This window comes from Streptomyces sp. NPDC088817, from assembly GCF_044750345.1.
GTDB lineage: Bacteria > Actinomycetota > Actinomycetes > Streptomycetales > Streptomycetaceae > Streptomyces.
Genome location: NZ_JBIVJN010000012.1, coordinates 72,865 through 90,502, shown reverse-complemented (window position 1 = coordinate 90,502; position 17,638 = coordinate 72,865). Strand labels below are relative to the sequence as shown.

Sequence of the window (17,638 nt, the reverse complement as noted above, 5' to 3'; positions counted from 1 at the left end):
CGCCCGCCCTCCCCACGACCGTCGCAAGGAGACCGACAGATGCTGGACATCGCCGAGGAACTGGACCGGTGGGTCGCGCAGGGACGCGACTTCGCCGTGGCCACCGTGGTGGCCGTCGGCGGCAGCGCACCGCGCCGGCCGGGTGCCGCCCTCGCGGTGGACGCCGAGGGCACGGCCGTCGGCTCCGTCTCCGGCGGCTGTGTGGAGGGCGCCGTGTACGAGCTGTGCCGGCAGGCGCTCGAGGACGGCGAAACCGTCCTGGAGCGCTTCGGCTACAGCGACGAGGACGCCTTCGCCGTCGGCCTGACCTGCGGCGGCGTCATCGACATCCTCGTCACACCGCTGCGGGCCGCCGATCCGGCCCGTGCGGTGGCCGCGTCCGCGCTGGCCGCCGCCGCGCGGGGGGAGGCGGCGGCCCTGGCGCGGATCGTGTCCGGCCCGACGGGGCTGCCGGGCCGGGCCCTGCTGGTCCGCCCGGACGGTTCCCGGGAGGGCCATCTCGGCGGTCACCCGGAACTGGACCGCACGGTCGCCGCCGAGGCGTCCGCCTTCCTGGACGCCGGACGCACCGGCACCCTGGAGATCGGCGAGCGGGGATCGCGCTGCGGCGCCCCGCTCACCGTCCTCGTCGAGTCCGCCGTGCCGCCGCCCCGGATGATCGTCTTCGGGGCGATCGACTTCGCCTCGGCGCTGGTACGCGTCGGCAAGTTCCTCGGCTTCCACGTCACCGTGTGCGACGCCCGGCCCGTCTTCGCCACCCGGGCGCGCTTCCCGGAGGCCGACGAGATCGTCGTCGAGTGGCCGCACGAGTACCTCGCCCGCACCGGCGTCGACGCCCGTACGGTGCTGTGCGTTCTGACCCACGACGCCAAGTTCGACGTCCCGCTGCTCAGGCTGGCGCTGCGCCTCCCGGTCGCCTACGTCGGCGCCATGGGCTCCCGCCGCACCCACCTCGACCGCAACCGCCGGCTGCGCGAAGTCGGCGTGACCGAACGGGAGCTGGCGCGGCTGCGGTCCCCGATCGGCCTCGACCTCGGCGCCCGTACGCCCGAGGAGACGGCCCTGTCGATCGCCTCAGAGATCGTCGCCGCCCGGCGCGGCGGCAGCGGGATGTCCCTCACCGGCGCGCACACCCCGATCCACCACGACGGCCTATCGACGGCCAACGGGCGGATCAGCTGGGTGGCCTGACGTCACGACAGCTCTACGAGGACTGCCTGAGCAGCCGGTTCATCGCCCGCCCGAACACCGAACGGGCCGCGCCGCGCAGTGGCTCGTCGAAAAGACCCGGCAGGAAGCGGACCCGCAGCTCCTCCCGCCACACCACCCGCGTCCGGCCCCCGGGACCGGGCCGGACCTCGAACTCGGCCCAGCCCAGCACCACCCGGCCCCGCTTCTCCACCCGGCACAGCCCCGGCTCGCCGTCGGCCGGCGGACGCCAGACGGTGACCTCCATCGGATCGTCGAAGCCGAGCGGGCCGATCCCCGAACGGGCCACGAACACCGTGCCCTCACCGGTCGGCGCGGGCGTGACCACGCGGATACGGGTCAGCGGCACCGAGTCGGCATGCCGCGACCACCACGTGATCCGCCGCCACGCCTCGTCGAGGGGGAGCGGCGCGGTGCGTTCGAGCGAGAAGTTGACCACGGCACGATCGTAGGCAATCGGGGGCACCCCACCGCGCTTTCGCCACCCGCTCACACGGTTGGCCGAGCGCCCCGGCGCACCGCGGACCGGCCGCCGCGCGCAAGGCGGTGCGTCAGGGCTCCGCCCGGCGGCACAGCAGCCGCAGCACGCAGAACAGCGTCACCGGCCACACCGCCGCGAACGCCCAGATCACGCCCGGCTCCGCGGTGACGGCACCGGCCGTCAGGAGGGCGAGCGAGACCGCCGTCAGCAGCATCACGGCCCACATCGGAGGGGCGTAGGACGCCACCCGGGAGAGGACCGGCAGCCTGCGCCCGGACCGCAGCCGCCGGACCAGACGGCGGTCACGGCTCAGGGCGCGTTCTATCTCGTTCAGGATCCGCTGTTCGCGGTCGGGGAGTCGGCCTGTCGACACTGTTGCTCCTACGGGGAACCGGTCTGCCGTGAGTCCTCTCCGACTGCCCCTCCCACCCCGGACTAACCGGCGCGCCGAACCGCGCCCGCGGCATGTGGCCGGAAGGGTGCCCCGGGGTACCCGGTCGGCAGGGCGGAAGGAGGGACGCCCATGAGGTTCGAGGACCGGACGCAGGCCGGCCGGCGATTGGCCGAACGGCTGCGCCCCCGGTACGAGGCGGGCGCACTGCCCGACCCCGTCGTGCTGGCGCTGCCCCGCGGCGGTGTCGCGGTGGCCCGGGAGGTCGCGCGGGCGCTGGACGCCCCGCTGGACGTGGTCGTGGTCCGCAAGATCGGCGCGCCCTCGCAGGAGGAGTACGGCCTCGGCGCGATCGCCGGGGAGGACCCGCCGCTGTTCGACAAGACGGCCCTGCACCTGCTCGGCCTCACCGAGGAGGACCTCGCCCCGGTGGTCGAGCGCGAACGCGCCGAACTCCGCCGCCGCACCCGCCGCTACCGCCACGGCCGCCCCGCCCTCGACCTGCGCGGACGTACCGCGATCGTCGTCGACGACGGCCTGGCCACCGGCTCCACCGCCCGCGCCGCGCTGCGGCACGTGCGGCGCGGCTCGCCCGCGCACACCGTCCTCGCCGTCCCCGTCGGCGCTCCCGAGGCCGTACGGGCGCTGAGCGGCGAGGCCGACGAGCTGATCTGCCTCCACCAGCCGTCCTGCTTCACCGCCGTGGGCGTCTGGTACGGCGACTTCGAGCAGCTGACGGACGAGGAGGTGCTGCGGGCCCTGACGGACGGCTGAGAGGAGGCACGCCCGTGCCCCGCATGGACCCCGGCGAGGCGCGCCGCCGGTTCCTCGCCGCCCGGGTGGCGCGGCTGGCCACGGTGGACGCGGCGGGCCGCCCGCACCTGGTGCCCACGGTGTTCGCCGCCCTCGGCGACGACGGCCTCGTCACGGCCGTCGACCGCAAGCCGAAGACCACGACCCGGCTCGCCCGCCTGCGCCACATCGAGGCCACCGGGTCCGTGTCCCTGCTGGCGGACGACTACGACGAGGACTGGGACCGCCTGTGGTGGGCCCGCGCCGACGGCGACGCCCGGATCGTGCCGCCCGACGCGGACGACGAGCGGACCGTGGCGGAGTACGGGACCGCGCTCGCCCCGCTGCTGCGCAAGTACCCGCAGTACCGCGAGGTCCCGCCGCACGGACCGGTGATCGCGATCACCGTCCGCCACTGGACGGGCTGGTACGCCACCGAACCGCCCCTCGCCGCCGGCGACCGCGGCCCCGGCGAAGGACCGCCACGTCCCTGACGGAAGAGGACCGACGAAAGAGGACAGATCCTGTCCTCGATGGCCGCTACCGTGCGGCCATGACGAAGACGACGACCACCGCGTCGGCCCCCGTGCTGGGTGCGCGCGCCCTCAACCGGGCGACCCTGGACCGGCAGTTGCTGCTGCGCCGCGCACCGCTGACGGCCGGGGCGGCCGTGGAGCACCTGGTGGGCCTCCAGGCGCAGAACGTCAGGCCGCCGTACTACGCGCTCGCCGCCCGCCTCGACGGTTTCGCGCCGGAGCGGCTGGCGGAGCCGATGGCCGCCCGCGAGGTGGTCCGCATCGTCACCCTGCGCTCCACCATCCACACCCACACCGCCGACGACTGTCTCACCCTGCGGCCGCTCGTGCAGGGCGCCCGTGACCGCGAGCTGCACCTGTTCCGCAAGGGCCTGCACGGCGTCGACCTCGACCGGCTCACCGCGCTCGCCCGCGACCTCGTCGAAGCCGAGCCGCGCACGATGGCCCAGCTGCGCGCCGCGCTCGGTGCCCAGTGGCCCGACGCCGACCCGCAGGCCCTCGGCGTCGCCGCCCGCTGCCGGCTCCCGCTGGTGCAGGTCACCCCGCGCGGACTGTGGGACAGGGGCGGGCAGGTCGCCCTCACCACCGCCGAGCACTGGCTCGGCCGTCCCGCGGCCCCCACCCCTCGGGAAGGGGACCACCGGGAAGGGGACCACACCGCCCTCGAAGCCGCCGTCCTGCGCTACCTCGCCGCCTTCGGTCCGGCCTCCGTCCGGGACATGCAGACCTGGGCGGGCCTGACCCGGCTGCGCCCCGTCTTCGAACGCCTCCGACCCCGGCTCCTCACGTTCCGGGACGACGGCGGCACCGAGCTGTTCGACCTTCCCGGCGCTCCCCGGCCCGACCCGGACACCCCGGCACCGCCCCGCTTCCTGCCCGAGTACGACAACCTGCTCCTCTCCCACGCCGACCGCGCCCGCGTGGTGCCCGCGCGGTACCGGGGCCGCAACGCGACGGGCAACCAGGCCCATCGCACCCTCCTCGTCGACGGCTTCCTGGCGGGGCTGTGGAAACCGGAGGGCGACACCCTGGTCATCGAGTCCTTCGACCCGCTGACCCGGGCGCAGCGGCAGGACGTGACCGCCGAGGCCGAGCGGATGCTCGCCGCCCTGCACCCGGGGGCGTCGTACGACATACGGTTCGGGACCGTCGTAGGACGGTGAGGCTCCGGAAAGCCGGGGCGTGGACGTGGAAAGGGGGCGTTGCGGGCCGCTCGTGGTGGCTCGCAACGCCCCCTGGCTTCACCGGGGCGCGGCGCTCAGGTCAGAACCTGCTCGGTCACGAGGCTGGAGAAGGAGGCCAGCCGGGTGTAGACACCCGGCCGGCCCGCCTCGGCGCAGCCGTCGCCCCAGGAAGTGATCCCTGCCAGGACGCCCCCGATGAGCAGGGGACCGCCGCTGTCGCCCTGGCAGGTGTCTACGCCACCGGATGTGTATCCGGCGCAAACCATGTCGCTCGCGACGAAGTCGGAGCCGTAGGAGTCGCGGCAGCCGCTGTCGGACACGACGGGCACCGCCGCCGTCCGCAACTGGTCGGAGGAGCCGCCGTCCTTGCCGCGGGTGCCCCAGCCCAGGACACGGGCGGTCATGCCGGGCGCGTACACCCCGCCGCCGGTGGGGGAGACGTACGGCGCCGTGGCGTACGGCATCGGCGCCTTCAGGGTGAGCACGGCCACGTCGGCGCCGCTGACGGCGTCCGTGTAGGCCGGGTCGAACCAGACCCCGCCGACCTCGCCCACCGTGCCGTCGGTGCCGTCGAGGCGGGTGCGTCCGCCCACCACGCGCAGGCTGTCCGCGATATCGCCGACCACGCAGTGCGCGGCGGTGACCACCTTCGTGGGGGCGACCAGGGTGCCGCCGCAGAACTGCGCGCCGGCCGCGTCCGTGATCTGCATGACGAACGGGTACTCCGCCGTCGTGGTCGCCGTGCCGCCGACGACCGGCCGGGGAGCGGCGGCCGCGGAGGGTGCGGTGAGCGCGGCCGCGGCAGCGCCGACCGCGACCGCGGCGGCGGTCCGTCTGGCGCGGGTGAGGCCGGACATGCGTCTCCTCTGGGCAGGCCGTCGGGGGATCGCGCGGGCGGGGGAGCACGGGGGTCGTGGGGTCCGTGCTCGGGTCCCGTGTGCCCGGGCGAGCGGCACGCCCCTTACGCTAGGACCGGGCCCACCCTCCTCCAATGAGGGAACTCCCTAGGGGAGCCGGGCAGGGAAATCCCTCGGTCCCGTCCCGGTGGGCTCCGGCGGTCCGCTCTCGTCGCGCGGCGCGCCCCGGTGCCGGTCCTCACTGCGTTCACGCGGTCGTCCACGCGGTCAGTCAACCCGCGCCGCGCTCACTTCGCGCGCCGGCCTGCCGCCAATCGGACGATGTCGACGCGCGACCGGATCCCCAGCTTGCGGTAGACCCGGGTCAGGGTCGCCTCCACCGTCTTGACGCTGATGAACAGCCGCGCGGCGATCTCCCGGTTGGTCGCGCCCTCCATGACCAGCGACGCCACCTGACGCTCCATCGCCGCCAGTCCGTCCAGCGCCGCCGGGGCCACCTCCGGCTGCCGCGCGGGCCGGGCGGCGGCGGCCTCCTCCACCCGGCGCAGCCACGGCAGCGCGCGGCAGCGCCGGAACAGCCGTGCCGCCTCGTCGTACGCCGTCGGCCCCGGCGCGGGAGCCGCTTCGCCCCGGCCGACTCCCAGGGCCGGGGCGAGGGTGCGCAGCCGGGCCAGCGCGAACGCGGCTCGGGCTTCCTCCAGACCGTTGCCGAGTTTCGCCAGCCGGTCCTGTGCGGACGTCAACTGGGCTATGGCGGCGTCCCGTTCGCCGTGCGCGGCGCGCACCTGCGCCTCGGAGCGGTCGAGGACGGCCAGCACGCTCTCGCGGCCGAGCCGCAGCGCGTGCTCGCGGGCCGCGTCGATGACGCGCCGGGCCTCGGTGAGCTCCCCGGTCCGCACCAGGGCCTCCGCGAGGTCGCCGTGCCAGCGGCCGCGTGCCGGATCGGTGATGTTGAGTCCCAGCTCCAGCTCCCGGACCCGGTACAGCGCCGTCACGGCGGCCTGGTCGTCCCCGGCCACCAACTGGGCGTGCCCCAGGGCGGTCAGGGCGCGCGAGAGGTACATCTGGTCGCCGTCCTCCTCGGCGTGCCCCACCGCCTCACGGGCCAGCGCCAGCGCCCGGTCGGTGCTGCCGCCGGAGGCCTCGGCGAGGGAGGCGAGGGTGGCCGAGGCGCTCTCGCCGATGCCGGTGTCCCGGGCCATCCGCAGGCTCTCCCGGGCCAGGTCGAGGGCCCGGCCGCAGTGGCCGGAGCGCAGTTCGGTCTCGCCGAGCAGCCGCAGGAAGTGCACCTCGCTCTCGACCATGCCGCGCCGCCGCACCTCGCGCAGCAGCGCGGTGATGGTCGCGCGGGCCTCGGGCAGCCGGTCGCTCATCAGCAGCCAGCGGTAGCGGGCCGAGCCGACGCCGTTGTGATGGCAGGCCACGTAGGGGTCCTGAGGCTCCCTCAGCGCCCGCTTGATGGTGACCGGTGCGTTCGGATGCCCCATCAGGGTCTCGGTGGAGGCCTGGAAGGCGAGCGCCATCAGCTCGATGCGCCGGTCCCGGCCGCGCTCCGCCAGTTCGGCGGCGTGCGCGGCCTCCTGGCGGGCCTCGGCGAAGTCGCCCTCCACGACCAGTCCGCGCCAGGCGAGCTGGTAGTGGACCAGGGCGAGCAGCCGGGGGTCGTCGCCCGCGTCGGCGAGCGCCTGCGGGAAGACCCCGTCCACGTCCCCGAGGGCCTGGCCGGCCGACTCGATCACCACCATCCAGGCCCGCACCCGTTCGGCGGGCACGGTGGCCCGGGTCAGCACCTCGCGGGCTATGTCCCGGGCGAGGTCCACCTCGCCGGCCGTGATGGCGTCCTCGGCGGCCTGCAACCGCCGGTCGTCCGGGCCCGGTTCGCTGCCGGGCGGGGTGTGCCGGGCGGCGAGCAGGCCCAGTGAGGCGGCTACCGAGGGCGCCCCGCGGTCCCGGGCCAGCGCGGCGGCCTCGGCGAGCCGGGAGGCCACCTCAGGGTCGGTGCCGGTGGTGGCCAGGGCCAGGTGCCGGGCCCGTTCGATGGGGTCGGGTGCGGCGGTGGCCAGGGCGGCGTGGGCGGCCCGCCGCTCCTGGGCGGGCGCCTCCGCGTACAGGGCGGCCGATATCAGCGGGTGCGCGAACCGAACGGCGGGGCCCTCCGGTTCGGTGGCCAGCAGGCCGAGTTCGGCGGCCTGCGCGCACTCCCCCTCGGCGTTGCCGCGGCCGGCGGCGTGCAGCAGGGCGGGGGTGGGGCGGGCGCCGGCACTGGCCACCAGCAGGGTGCGGCGGGCCTCGTCCGAGAGCATCTCGAGGCGGCTCAGGACGAGGGCGCGCAGCGAGGTCGGCACCGGCAGCGGCTCGCCGGGCCGGGGCGGGGTGGGGCTCTCGGCCAGGGCGCGGCCCAGCTCCAGCGCGAACAGGGGATTGCCGCCGCTGGTGCGGTGGATGTCGCGGACGGTGGAGCGGGGCAGGTTGGAGTAGCCGCGGTGGCCGAGCAGGGCGGAGACCTGGGTACGGGTCAGCGGGCCCAGCCGGACGGAGAGGGTGTCGGGCGGGCAGGCGCGCAGATGGCGGTCGTACTCCTCCTCCTCGGTCCGCACCGCGCACAGCATCTGCACGGGCGTCTCGCCGAGGCGGCGGGCGGCGAAGCCGAGCAGTTCGGCGCTGGCCGAGTCCAGCCACTGGAGGTCGTCGGCGACGATCAGGACCGGGCCCTTCGCGGCGAGCGCGCGCAACGTGGAGAGCACGGCGAGGCGCAGGGCGAGTCCGTCGCGCTGGAGGGTGGACTCGCCGCGGCCGGTGAGCGCCGACTCCAGCGCGGTGTGCTGGGCGGCGGGCAGCTTGCCGGACACCTCGTCCAGGACCAGGCCGAAGAGGTCGGCCAGGGCGAGGAAGGGCAGGTGGGATTCGGACTCGGTGGCGGAGCAGCGCAACACGATGCGGGCGCTCGGGGCGTATTCCGCGGCCAATGCCCGCAGCACCGTCGACTTTCCTATTCCGGCCGGGCCGTGCAGCAGCACACTCCCACCGCGCGCGAGCTGCTCCCGCGCCGCAGCGGAGGGCTCCTCCTGGCCGATGACCAGCTCGGAACGGCAGTTCGCAGGGCCCTTCAAGTCCCGTCGCACGGTCACCGCTCCCCTCGAGTGTCGTGTTCGGGCCAAATTCTAGGCAACCCGTCCGTGAATTTCGGACAGCCGGGGAGGTGAGCGAAATAACAGCGCCCGAAGCATGGCCATATTCAAAGCACCACTGAATGAATACGACCCCCGTGGGCGGACGGGCGGACGGGTGGACGGGCGGGCTGGCGCGGCCCGGGTCGGCGGGGGCAGCGGTCCTACGGCAATACCCCCGCCCGGCGGGCCGAGGCCACCGCCTCGCCCCTGGTGTGGGCGCCCAGTTTGCGCATGGCCGAGCGGAGGTAGCTCTTGACGGTCTCCGGGCTCAGGCCCAGGCGGGACGCCGCGGTGGCGTTGGTCGCGCCGGCGGCCACGCAGGTCAGTACGTCGATCTCGCGCGGGGCCAGGCTGACACCCGCCACCGGGGTGGCCACCGGGGTCAACAGGCCACAGACGTCGAGGAGTTCGGCGCGCAGGGCGGGGTCGGAGATCCGCGGGGCCAGGGCGCGCAGGGCCGCGTGGGCCTCGCGGACCTGCTCCCAGGCCGCCCCGTCCGCCGGGTCCGGGGCGCGCACCGTACGGGACGCGGCCAGCAGGTCCCGCGCCCGCTCCTGGGCCACCAGCGCCTGCTCCACGTCCCGCGCCGCCTCCACGGCCGCGCCCAGCGTCCGGTCGCCCAGCGGCTGGGCTGTGCGCAGTGCGCCGTACAGCACGCCGCGCACCCGGCGCCCCACCACCACCGGCACGGCCAGCACCGAGCGCAACCCCTCCGCGGCGACCGGGACGTCGTACTCGTGACTGATCCGCGGCGACAGCGAATAGTCGGTGACCGCGCACGGGCGGCCCAGCGCCACCGCCTTGCCGCCGAGCCCGTTGCCGGAGTTCACCGCGAGCGCCCGGAGCGCGCACGTCGTCGTGCCGGTCAGCTCGCTGATCCGCACCCGCGGCCGGCCCGGCTCGACCAGACCGCCGAAGGCGACCGGAAGGCCCGTCGCACGCCGCAGCCGCACCAGCGCACCACGGATCTCCGCCGCCCCGGCCGCGTCCGCCCTCACCCGCTCGCCCCTTCGCCGTGGACCGTCCGGACCCGCCCGCCCACCACACCCCCGTTCGGGGGTAGTGAGACACACATCACGGATTACACGATGGCAGAGAGCCGCCCGGCAATGGTCCGGAACCAAGGAGGACAGATGACGACGGCGACGGAGCTCTTCCGCAGGGCGCGGGACTTCCTGCTGGAACACCGTGAGGACTACGCCACCGCCTACACCGGCTTCGAGTGGCCCCGCCCCACCCACTTCAACTGGGCGCTGGACTGGTTCGACGCCGTCGCCGAGGGGAACGACCGCACCGCCCTGCACATCGTCGAGGAGGACGGCACCGAGACACGCCTCTCCTTCGCCGAGATGTCCGAGCGTTCCAGCCGCGCCGCGAACTGGCTGCGCGACCGCGGCGTCGCCGCCGAGGACCGCATCCTCGTCATGCTCGGCAACCAGGCCGAGTTGTGGGAGACCGCGCTCGCCGCGATGAAGCTGCGCGCGGTCGTCATCCCCGCCACCCCGCTGCTCGGCGCGGCCGACCTGACCGACCGCGTCGAACGCGGCCGGGTCAAGCACGTGATCGCGCGCGCCGCCGACACCGCCAAGTTCGCCGATGTCCCCGGCACCTACACCCGCATCTCCGTCGGCGGCCTTCCGGAGGAGGGCTGGGAGCCCTACGAGGACGCCTATGTCGCCCCCGCCGGATTCGTCCCGGACGGGCCCACCCTCGCCGACGACCCGCTGATGCTGTACTTCACCTCGGGCACCACGGCCCGCCCCAAGCTGGTGGAGCACACCCATGTCTCGTACCCCGTCGGGCACCTGGCCACCATGTACTGGATCGGCCTGAAGCCGGGGGACGTGCACCTCAACATCTCCTCGCCCGGCTGGGCCAAGCACGCCTGGTCGAACCTGTTCGCGCCGTGGAACGCCGAGGCGACCGTCTTCATCCACAACTACACCCGCTTCGACGCCGCCCGTTTGATGGCCGAGATGGACCGCGCGGGCGTCACCACCTTCTGCGCCCCGCCGACCGTGTGGCGCATGCTGATCCAGGCCGACCTCTCGCAGCTTCGCACCCCGCCGCGCGCGGCCGTGGCCGCGGGCGAACCCCTCAACCCCGAGGTCATCGAGCAGGTCCGGCGCGCCTGGGGCGTGACCATCCGGGACGGCTTCGGGCAGACCGAGACCGCCGTGCAGGTCTCCAACAGCCCCGGCCAGCCGCTGAAGACCGGCTCCATGGGCCGGCCCAGCCCCGGCTACCGCGTCGAACTGCTCGACCCGGTCTCCGGCGCGCCCGGCGCCGCCGAGGGCGAGATCGCGCTCGACCTGTCCGCGCGCCCGGTCGGCCTGATGACCGGCTACCACGGCGACCCGGAACGCACCGCGGAGGCGATGGCCGGCGGCTACTACCGGACGGGGGACGTCGCCTCAAGGGACGAAGAGGGATATCTGACGTATATCGGACGCTCCGACGATGTCTTCAAGGCGTCCGACTACAAGATCAGTCCGTTCGAGCTGGAGAGCGCGCTGCTGGAGCACGAGGCGGTGGCCGAGGCGGCGGTCGTGCCCGCGCCGGACCCGCTGCGGCTGGCGGTGCCGAAGGCGTACGTCGTCCTCGCCGAGGGCTGGGAGCCGGACACCGGCACCGCGAAGGCCCTCTTCGAGCACTCCCGGGAGGTGCTCGCGCCCTACAAGCGCATCCGCCGCCTGGAGTTCGGCGAGCTGCCCAAGACCGTCTCCGGCAAGATCCGCCGGATCGAGCTGCGCGAGGCGACGGCCCAGGGCTCGGCGAACGAGTACCGCGAGGAGGACTTCCGGTGAGCGAACCTCGCGTCAGCGAGCCGTCCTACGCCCACGGAACCAGCGGCACACCGCTGCTGGGCGACACCATCGGCGCCCGCCTCGACCGGTCGGTCGCCGCCTTCGGCGACCGCGAGGCGCTCGTCGACGCGCCCTCCGGACGCCGCTGGACCTACGCCGAGTTCGGCGCCGCCGTCGACGAGGTGGCCCGCGGACTGCTCGCCAAGGGCGTGGCCAGGGGCGACCGGGTCGGGATCTGGGCGGTCAACTGCCCTGAGTGGGTGCTCGTCCAGTACGCCACCGCGCGCATCGGCGTGATCATGGTGAACATCAACCCGGCCTACCGGGCCCACGAGGTGGAGTACGTGCTCCGGCAGGCCGGCATCTCGCTGCTGGTCGCCTCGCGGTCCCACCGGGGCACCGACTACCGGGCACTGGTCGAACAGGTCCGCGGCAGGTGCCCCGAGCTGCGCGAGACGATCTACATCGGCGATCCGTCGTGGGACGCGCTGACGGCGGCCGCGGCGGAGGTGCCGGCGGATCGACCGGCCGCCGTCCAGGCGGAGTTGAGCTGCGACGACCCGGTCAACATCCAGTACACCTCGGGCACCACGGGCTTCCCCAAGGGGGCCACGCTCTCCCACCACAACATCCTCAACAACGGCTACTGGGTGGGCCGTACGGTCGGCTACACCGAACAGGACCGGATCTGCATCCCCGTTCCGTACTATCACTGCTTCGGCATGGTCATGGGTAATCTGGCGGCCACCTCGCACGGCGCGTGCATGGTGATCCCGGCGCCGTCCTTCGATCCGAAGGCCACCCTGGAGACGGTCCAGCGGGAACGCTGCACCTCGCTGTACGGGGTGCCGACCATGTTCATCGCGGAGCTGAACCTCCCCGACTTCGCCTCGTACGACCTGTCGTCCCTGCGCACTGGCATCATGGCGGGCTCGCCCTGCCCGGTGGAGGTGATGAAGCGGGTGGTCGCCGAGATGCACATGGAGGAGGTGTCCATCTGCTACGGCATGACCGAGACCTCGCCGGTCTCCCTCCAGACCCGGATGGACGACGACCTCGAACACCGCACCGGCACGGTCGGCCGTGTCCTGCCGCATCTGGAGGTCAAGGTCGTCGACCCGGCCACCGGGGTCACCCGGCCCCGCGGCACGGCGGGTGAGCTGTGCACCCGCGGCTACAGCGTGATGCTCGGCTACTGGAACGAGCCGGAGAGGACCGCGGAGGCGGTGGACGCGGGCCGCTGGATGCACACCGGGGACCTCGCGGTGATGCGCGAGGACGGGTACGTCGAGATCGTCGGCCGCATCAAGGACATGATCATCCGTGGCGGCGAGAACGTCTACCCGCGTGAGATCGAGGAGTTCCTCCACGGCCACCCGAAGATCCGCGACGTCCAGGTGGTCGGCGTGCCGCACGAGAAGTACGGCGAGGCGGTGCTGGCCTGCGTCATCCCGCTGGACGCGGACGACGCGCCGACCCTGGAGGATCTGCGGGCCTTCTGCGAAGGCCGGCTCGCCCACTACAAGATCCCGACCCTGCTGCGGATCCTGGACTCCTTCCCGATGACCGTCTCCGGAAAGGTGCGCAAGATCGAACTCCGCGAGAAGTACGCCCTGTGAGCGGACGGCCGGCGCTCACGCACCCGGAGTGCGTGGAGCGCCGGCCGCGCGGTTCACCGGCCGCGGGGCGACCCTCGCCATGGACACCCTTCAGAGGCTGCGGGCGGTGATGTCGCCCCGGGAAGTGGTGGCGCGGATGTCGAGTTCCACGGTGCCGTCGTTCTTGAGGGCGTTGCTGACACGGCCGTAGCCGGTGTCGGCGTCCAGCGCGGCCGAGACGCCGCCGGCGGCCACGACCGAGATGTCGCCGGACTGGGTGCGGAGCACGACCGTGCCGCGCACGGCCTCGTTGATCCGGATGTCGCCCCTCGGGGTGCTGATCTCCGCGGGGCCGCCCAGCCGGCCGACCTCGACATCGCCGTCGACCGCGGTGAGGCGGACGCTCGCGGCCTCGTCGATCTTGATCTGACGGTACGCGCCCTCGAAGACGACGTCGCCGAGGCGGCCGACGCCGCGGAGTTCGGAGCCGGCGGCCTTGCCCTCGACGCGGGAGCCGGCGGGCACCTGGACGGTGACCTCAAGGGATCCGGAAGGACCGAAGACCTGGTTCCGGGCTTCGGGGGCGTGGACCCGCAGAACGCCGTCGGCGTAGGCGACGGTGGTCTGCTCGGCGGCCTGGACGTCACGCTTCTTGGAGACGTCGGCGGGCAGGACCTCGACGGTGGTGTCCGCGCGGTCGGCGGCGATGAACTGGACGCGTCCGGCGGGGATGTCCAGGACGACGGAGATCGGGGCGGGGGTGTCGAACTTCTGCATCATGCTCTCCTGTGCTCGCTCGTTGTTTCCGATGTCAGAAACGCTACGTTGCATTCCAGGAACCATCAACATGCTTGTTGCACTGAAATGGCATTCATGCAGGCTGGGGCCGAAAAAGTGTTGCAACGGTCGCGCCGGTAATGCAACGACGACTGCTCCGGTCGTTGCAATGGGTGATGAGTGAAAGCTAGGGTGAGAGCCGGGGACACCACGAAGGATCAGCAAGGAGATCGCGATGCCGGGAGGCAGACTCACCCATCAGGAGCGTCAGCAGATCGCGCTGGGGCTGGCCGACGGCCTCCCCTACGCCGAGATCGCCCGCCGCCTCGACCGTCCGACGTCGACGGTCACGCGTGAGGTGATGCGCAACGGCGGCCCCACCGCCTACCGCGCCGACCTGGCCCACCGCGCCACCGAACGGCGCGCTCGCAGGCGCGGGACGGCCCCGTCCCGCAGGCCGGAGTCGGTCGCCCAGTCGCACGGCCGCGACGCCGAGGCCGTGGCCGAGTACGAGGAGACGCTCACCACCGTCCTCATGGCCTCGGGCCTGCCCAAGATGACGGCCAGGGTGCTGACCTGCCTGTTCACCACCGACGCCGGCAGTCTCACCGCGTCCCAGCTCGCCCAGCGCCTCCAGGTCAGCCCGGCCTCCATCTCCAAGGCGATCGCCTTCCTGGAGAGCCAGAGCCTCGTTCGCAGGGAACGCGACGAACGCCGCCGCGACCGGTACATCGTCGACGACGAGCTCTTCTACCAGGCGACGATCGCCAGCGCCCGGTCCAACGACCAGCTCGTCGAGACCGCACGCCAGGGCGTCGCCGTCCTCGGCCCCCACACTCCCGCAGCCACCCGTCTGGAGAATATCGCCCGCTTTCTCGACTTCATCAGCGAAAGCATCACCCGCGCCGCCGAGCAGGCCCGCGAGGTCCTCCACACCAAACCCGGAACGACCTCGCACGACTCCCCCCGGCCGGGTCCGGGTCGCGAATAGACGGGCTGTCGGGCTCCGTCGAACCCCTGCCCGCTCGGGGAATCCGCCGCCCGGGGTCACTGTCTGCCCGCTCTTGACGCACTTCGCGGGCCCCACTTACATTGCTTCCAGATAGTAGAAAGTATTTTCCGCTATACGGAATAGTCACAACCGCGGGGCGCGACGGGCGTGCGAATCCGACAGCCGAAGACAGCCGAAGCAGGAGAACTCGATGGCTCGTATGACCGCTGCCCGTGCGGCAGTTGAGATCCTCAAGCGCGAGGGCGTCACCGCCGCGTTCGGTGTGCCGGGCGCGGCGATCAACCCCTTCTACGCGGCGCTCAAGGCGTCCGGCGGCGTCAACCACACCCTCGCCCGCCACGTGGAGGGCGCCTCGCACATGGCCGAGGGCTACACGAGGACCCGCGCGGGCAACATCGGCGTCTGCATCGGCACGTCCGGCCCCGCCGGCACCGACATGATCACCGGGCTGTACTCGGCCACCGGCGACTCCATCCCGATCCTGTGCATCACGGGCCAGGCCCCGACCGCCGTGATCCACAAGGAGGACTTCCAGGCCGTCGACATCGCCTCGATCGCCAAGCCGGTGACCAAGATGGCCGTCACCGTCCTGGAGGCCGCGCAGGTCCCCGGCGTCTTCCAGCAGGCCTTCCACCTGATGCGTTCCGGGCGTCCCGGCCCGGTCCTGATCGACCTGCCGATCGACGTCCAGCTCACCGAGATCGAGTTCGACCCGGAGACGTACGAGCCGCTGCCCGTCTACAAGCCGGCCGCGACCCGCGCCCAGATCGAGAAGGCGATCGCGCTGCTCAACGAGTCCGAGCGGCCCCTGATCGTCGCGGGCGGCGGGGTCATCAACGCCGACGCGTCCGAACTCCTGGTGGAGTTCGCCGAGCTGACGGGCGTTCCGGTCGTGCCGACTCTGATGGGCTGGGGCGTCCTGCCCGACGACCACGAGCTGAACGCGGGCATGGTCGGCCTCCAGACCTCGCACCGCTACGGCAACGCGACCTTCCTGGAGTCCGACTTCGTCCTCGGCATCGGCAACCGCTGGGCCAACCGCCACACCGGGAAGCTGGACGTCTACACGGCCGGCCGGAAGTTCGTCCACGTCGACATCGAGCCCACCCAGATCGGCAGGATCTTCGCCCCGGACTACGGCATCGCCTCCGACGCGAAGGCCGCGCTGGAGCTGTTCGTCCAGGTGGCCCGCGAGCTGAAGGCGGCCGGACGGCTGCCCGACCGCTCCGCGTGGGCCGCCGCCGCGCAGGAGAGGCGCGCGAAGCTCCAGCGCCGTACGCACTTCGACAACGTCCCGATCAAGCCGCAGCGCGTCTACGAGGAGATGAACAAGGCCTTCGGGCCCGAGACCCGGTACGTCTCCACCATCGGCCTCTCGCAGATCGCCGGCGCCCAGATGCTGCACGTGTTCAGGCCGCGGCACTGGATCAACTGCGGCCAGGCCGGACCGCTCGGCTGGACCGTCCCGGCCGCGCTCGGTGTGGCCAAGGCCGACCCTGAGGCGTCCGTCGTCGCCCTCTCCGGCGACTACGACTTCCAGTTCATGATCGAGGAACTGGCGGTCGGGGCGCAGCACCGGATCCCGTACGTCCACGTGCTGGTCAACAACTCCTATCTGGGCCTGATCCGCCAGGCGCAGCGCGCCTTCGACATCGACTTCCAGGTCAACCTGGAGTTCGAGAACATCAACTCGCCCGAGCTGGGCGTGTACGGCGTCGACCACGTCAAGGTCGCCGAGGGTCTGGGCTGCAAGGCGATCCGGGTGACCGACCCGGACGAGCTGGGCGCGGCTTTCGAGCAGGCCAGGAAGCTGGCCGCCGAGCACCGTGTGCCGGTCGTCGTCGAGGCGATCCTGGAGCGGGTCACCAACATCTCGATGTCGGGCACCAACGACATCGGCAACGTGGTCGAGTTCGAGGACGTCGCCACCGAGCCGGGTCATGCCCCGACCGCCATCAGGGCCTTGAAGGTCTGACGCGCACGTCGATCGAAGGGGGCGGCCCGCCAGCTGGGGCCGCCCCCTTCTCGCTGTTCCGGCGTGCCTCGGCGGTGCCGTCACGCGGAGGCGCAGCTGAAGCCGCCCGAGCCGCCGCCCCAGGAGTGCGGCAGCTCGCCCTCGGTCGTTCCGCCCCGCCCGAGGAGCCCCGCCTCCCGCGCGAAGCGCGGCATGAGCCGGGTCAGCGCCGGGTTCCCGTACAGGGCCACGGCCAGCAGCCGGTCGTCGGCCGACAGGCCCTTTCCGGCCGTGGGCAGCGGGTGCCGGTCCCGCAGGTCCCTCAGGGCCTGCCGGCCGGCCCGGGTGCGTCCGGGCGGGAAGACGCGCAGCAGGCCGGCGTCGGTGAGCTCGTGGCGCAGGTCGGTCAGCGCGCGGGCGACGGGCTCGCGATCCAGTAACTGCCGCATGCCCGCGGGGCGGTAGAGAGCGGCGTGGACGGTCTTCGTCAGGTGGGGGAGGGCGCCGCGGGCCGGTCCCGTGGTGCGCATCGTGCCGCCGCGTCCGGGACCGACGGCGTCCTTCGCCCGCAGGGCGAGCACGGCGACGGTGACGGCGGCGCGGCGGCCGCCGCGCAGGAAAGCGATCTCGTGCGGCGCGAGGCGGTTCGTCGCGTCACTGTCCATGGGAACCCCCAGCGGCCGGAACGGAGCCCGCCACCCCCGTACCGGCGGGCCCCGTCGAGAGGAATGTGCCCGCTCCGGGGGGTGCCCGATACCTGCGGGCCCGGCTTCAGAGCATGATTTGAGCATGCCGTAGCCCCCCTACGCCCACTGCCGTAGCCACCCGGCCTCCCGTCCGACCCGGCCACCTCACCACTCGGGCCCCGCC

15 protein-coding genes are annotated in these 17,638 nt (G+C 73.2%); 8 read left to right on the top strand and 7 right to left on the bottom strand.

The features are described 5' to 3' along the window. Window positions 1-39 precede the first annotated feature (39 nt). Complete coding sequence (locus ACIP4X_RS22490; protein ID WP_391459457.1) at window positions 40-1,191, top strand: XdhC family protein; 1,152 nt, start codon at window positions 40-42, stop codon at window positions 1,189-1,191. A gap of 13 nt (window positions 1,192-1,204) precedes the next feature. On the opposite strand, the gene ACIP4X_RS22485 is transcribed toward ACIP4X_RS22490, so the two are convergent. Beyond that, complete coding sequence (locus ACIP4X_RS22485; protein ID WP_391459455.1) at window positions 1,205-1,648, bottom strand: SRPBCC family protein; 444 nt, start codon at window positions 1,646-1,648, stop codon at window positions 1,205-1,207. Window positions 1,649-1,760: 112 nt separating this feature from the next. Next, entirely contained in the window at window positions 1,761-2,063 is a 303-nt protein-coding gene (locus ACIP4X_RS22480) for a DUF3040 domain-containing protein (protein WP_358734406.1), read from the bottom strand. Window positions 2,064-2,213: 150 nt separating this feature from the next. Here ACIP4X_RS22480 and ACIP4X_RS22475 point away from each other — a divergent pair, with 150 nt between their 5' ends. The 3 genes from ACIP4X_RS22475 to ACIP4X_RS22465 are packed head-to-tail and all read left to right on the top strand — an operon-like array spanning window position 2,214 to window position 4,572. Then, a complete protein-coding gene (locus tag ACIP4X_RS22475; RefSeq protein WP_391459453.1) occupies window positions 2,214-2,855 on the top strand; it encodes a phosphoribosyltransferase family protein in 642 nt (213 codons plus the stop codon). A 14-nt stretch (window positions 2,856-2,869) separates the two neighbouring features. Continuing rightward, a complete protein-coding gene (locus ACIP4X_RS22470) occupies window positions 2,870-3,367 on the top strand; it encodes a TIGR03668 family PPOX class F420-dependent oxidoreductase (RefSeq protein ID WP_391459452.1) in 498 nt (165 codons plus the stop codon). A gap of 59 nt (window positions 3,368-3,426) precedes the next feature. Further along, the gene (locus ACIP4X_RS22465) at window positions 3,427-4,572 is read left to right on the top strand and encodes a DNA glycosylase AlkZ-like family protein (protein ID WP_391459450.1); all 1,146 of its coding nucleotides are present in this window, start codon (window positions 3,427-3,429) and stop codon (window positions 4,570-4,572) included. 95 nt (window positions 4,573-4,667) lie between these two features. Here the strand turns inward: ACIP4X_RS22465 and ACIP4X_RS22460 are convergent, their stop codons facing one another. The 3 genes from ACIP4X_RS22460 to ACIP4X_RS22450 form a co-directional block, all read right to left on the bottom strand. After that, window positions 4,668-5,450 carry a serine protease gene (locus ACIP4X_RS22460; protein ID WP_358734398.1) on the bottom strand — a complete coding sequence of 261 codons (783 nt, stop codon included), beginning with the start codon at window positions 5,448-5,450 and terminating at the stop codon, window positions 4,668-4,670. Between the two features lie 287 nt (window positions 5,451-5,737). Beyond that, window positions 5,738-8,578, bottom strand: a complete 2,841-nt coding sequence (locus tag ACIP4X_RS22455; protein ID WP_391459448.1) for an AAA family ATPase — start codon at window positions 8,576-8,578, stop codon at window positions 5,738-5,740. A gap of 203 nt (window positions 8,579-8,781) precedes the next feature. Beyond that, window positions 8,782-9,618 (bottom strand): LuxR C-terminal-related transcriptional regulator, encoded by an 837-nt coding sequence (locus ACIP4X_RS22450; protein ID WP_391459446.1) that lies wholly within the window; start codon window positions 9,616-9,618, stop codon window positions 8,782-8,784. Between the two features lie 135 nt (window positions 9,619-9,753). On the opposite strand from ACIP4X_RS22450, the gene ACIP4X_RS22445 reads away from it, so the two are divergent. Beyond that, complete coding sequence (locus ACIP4X_RS22445) at window positions 9,754-11,427, top strand: AMP-binding protein (protein ID WP_358734392.1); 1,674 nt, start codon at window positions 9,754-9,756, stop codon at window positions 11,425-11,427. Continuing rightward, window positions 11,424-13,046, top strand: coding sequence for an AMP-binding protein (locus tag ACIP4X_RS22440; protein ID WP_391459443.1), 1,623 nt, complete (start codon window positions 11,424-11,426; stop codon window positions 13,044-13,046). The genes ACIP4X_RS22445 and ACIP4X_RS22440 overlap by 4 nt, the downstream gene beginning before the upstream one ends. A gap of 90 nt (window positions 13,047-13,136) precedes the next feature. On the opposite strand, the gene ACIP4X_RS22435 is transcribed toward ACIP4X_RS22440, so the two are convergent. Next, window positions 13,137-13,802, bottom strand: coding sequence for a DUF4097 family beta strand repeat-containing protein (locus ACIP4X_RS22435; RefSeq protein ID WP_391459580.1), 666 nt, complete (start codon window positions 13,800-13,802; stop codon window positions 13,137-13,139). Window positions 13,803-14,037: 235 nt separating this feature from the next. On the opposite strand from ACIP4X_RS22435, the gene ACIP4X_RS22430 reads away from it, so the two are divergent. Together ACIP4X_RS22430 and gcl are read left to right on the top strand one after the other, a co-directional pair. Then, complete coding sequence (locus ACIP4X_RS22430; RefSeq protein WP_358734388.1) at window positions 14,038-14,793, top strand: helix-turn-helix domain-containing protein; 756 nt, start codon at window positions 14,038-14,040, stop codon at window positions 14,791-14,793. 211 nt (window positions 14,794-15,004) lie between these two features. After that, window positions 15,005-16,789 carry a glyoxylate carboligase gene (gene gcl / locus ACIP4X_RS22425; protein WP_391459441.1) on the top strand — a complete coding sequence of 595 codons (1,785 nt, stop codon included), beginning with the start codon at window positions 15,005-15,007 and terminating at the stop codon, window positions 16,787-16,789. A gap of 80 nt (window positions 16,790-16,869) precedes the next feature. Here the strand turns inward: gcl and ACIP4X_RS22420 are convergent, their stop codons facing one another. Beyond that, the gene (locus ACIP4X_RS22420) at window positions 16,870-17,433 is read right to left on the bottom strand and encodes a TIGR04222 domain-containing membrane protein (RefSeq protein WP_391459439.1); all 564 of its coding nucleotides are present in this window, start codon (window positions 17,431-17,433) and stop codon (window positions 16,870-16,872) included. Between the last annotated feature and the right edge of the window lie 205 nt (window positions 17,434-17,638).

Excerpts from the sequence above, each read along its gene's own strand:
- ACIP4X_RS22445 (WP_358734392.1), top strand. The coding sequence starts at position 9,754 with ATGACGACGGCGACGGAGCTCTTCCGCAGGGCGCGGGACTTCCTGCTG.
- ACIP4X_RS22435 (WP_391459580.1), bottom strand. The coding sequence starts at position 13,802 with ATGCAGAAGTTCGACACCCCCGCCCCGATCTCCGTCGTCCTGGACATC.
- ACIP4X_RS22475 (WP_391459453.1), top strand. The coding sequence starts at position 2,214 with ATGAGGTTCGAGGACCGGACGCAGGCCGGCCGGCGATTGGCCGAACGG.
- ACIP4X_RS22430 (WP_358734388.1), top strand. The coding sequence starts at position 14,038 with ATGCCGGGAGGCAGACTCACCCATCAGGAGCGTCAGCAGATCGCGCTG.
- gcl (WP_391459441.1), top strand. The coding sequence starts at position 15,005 with ATGGCTCGTATGACCGCTGCCCGTGCGGCAGTTGAGATCCTCAAGCGC.
- ACIP4X_RS22465 (WP_391459450.1), top strand. The coding sequence starts at position 3,427 with ATGACGAAGACGACGACCACCGCGTCGGCCCCCGTGCTGGGTGCGCGC.
- ACIP4X_RS22490 (WP_391459457.1), top strand. The coding sequence starts at position 40 with ATGCTGGACATCGCCGAGGAACTGGACCGGTGGGTCGCGCAGGGACGC.
- ACIP4X_RS22460 (WP_358734398.1), bottom strand. The coding sequence starts at position 5,450 with ATGTCCGGCCTCACCCGCGCCAGACGGACCGCCGCCGCGGTCGCGGTC.
- ACIP4X_RS22420 (WP_391459439.1), bottom strand. The coding sequence starts at position 17,433 with ATGGACAGTGACGCGACGAACCGCCTCGCGCCGCACGAGATCGCTTTC.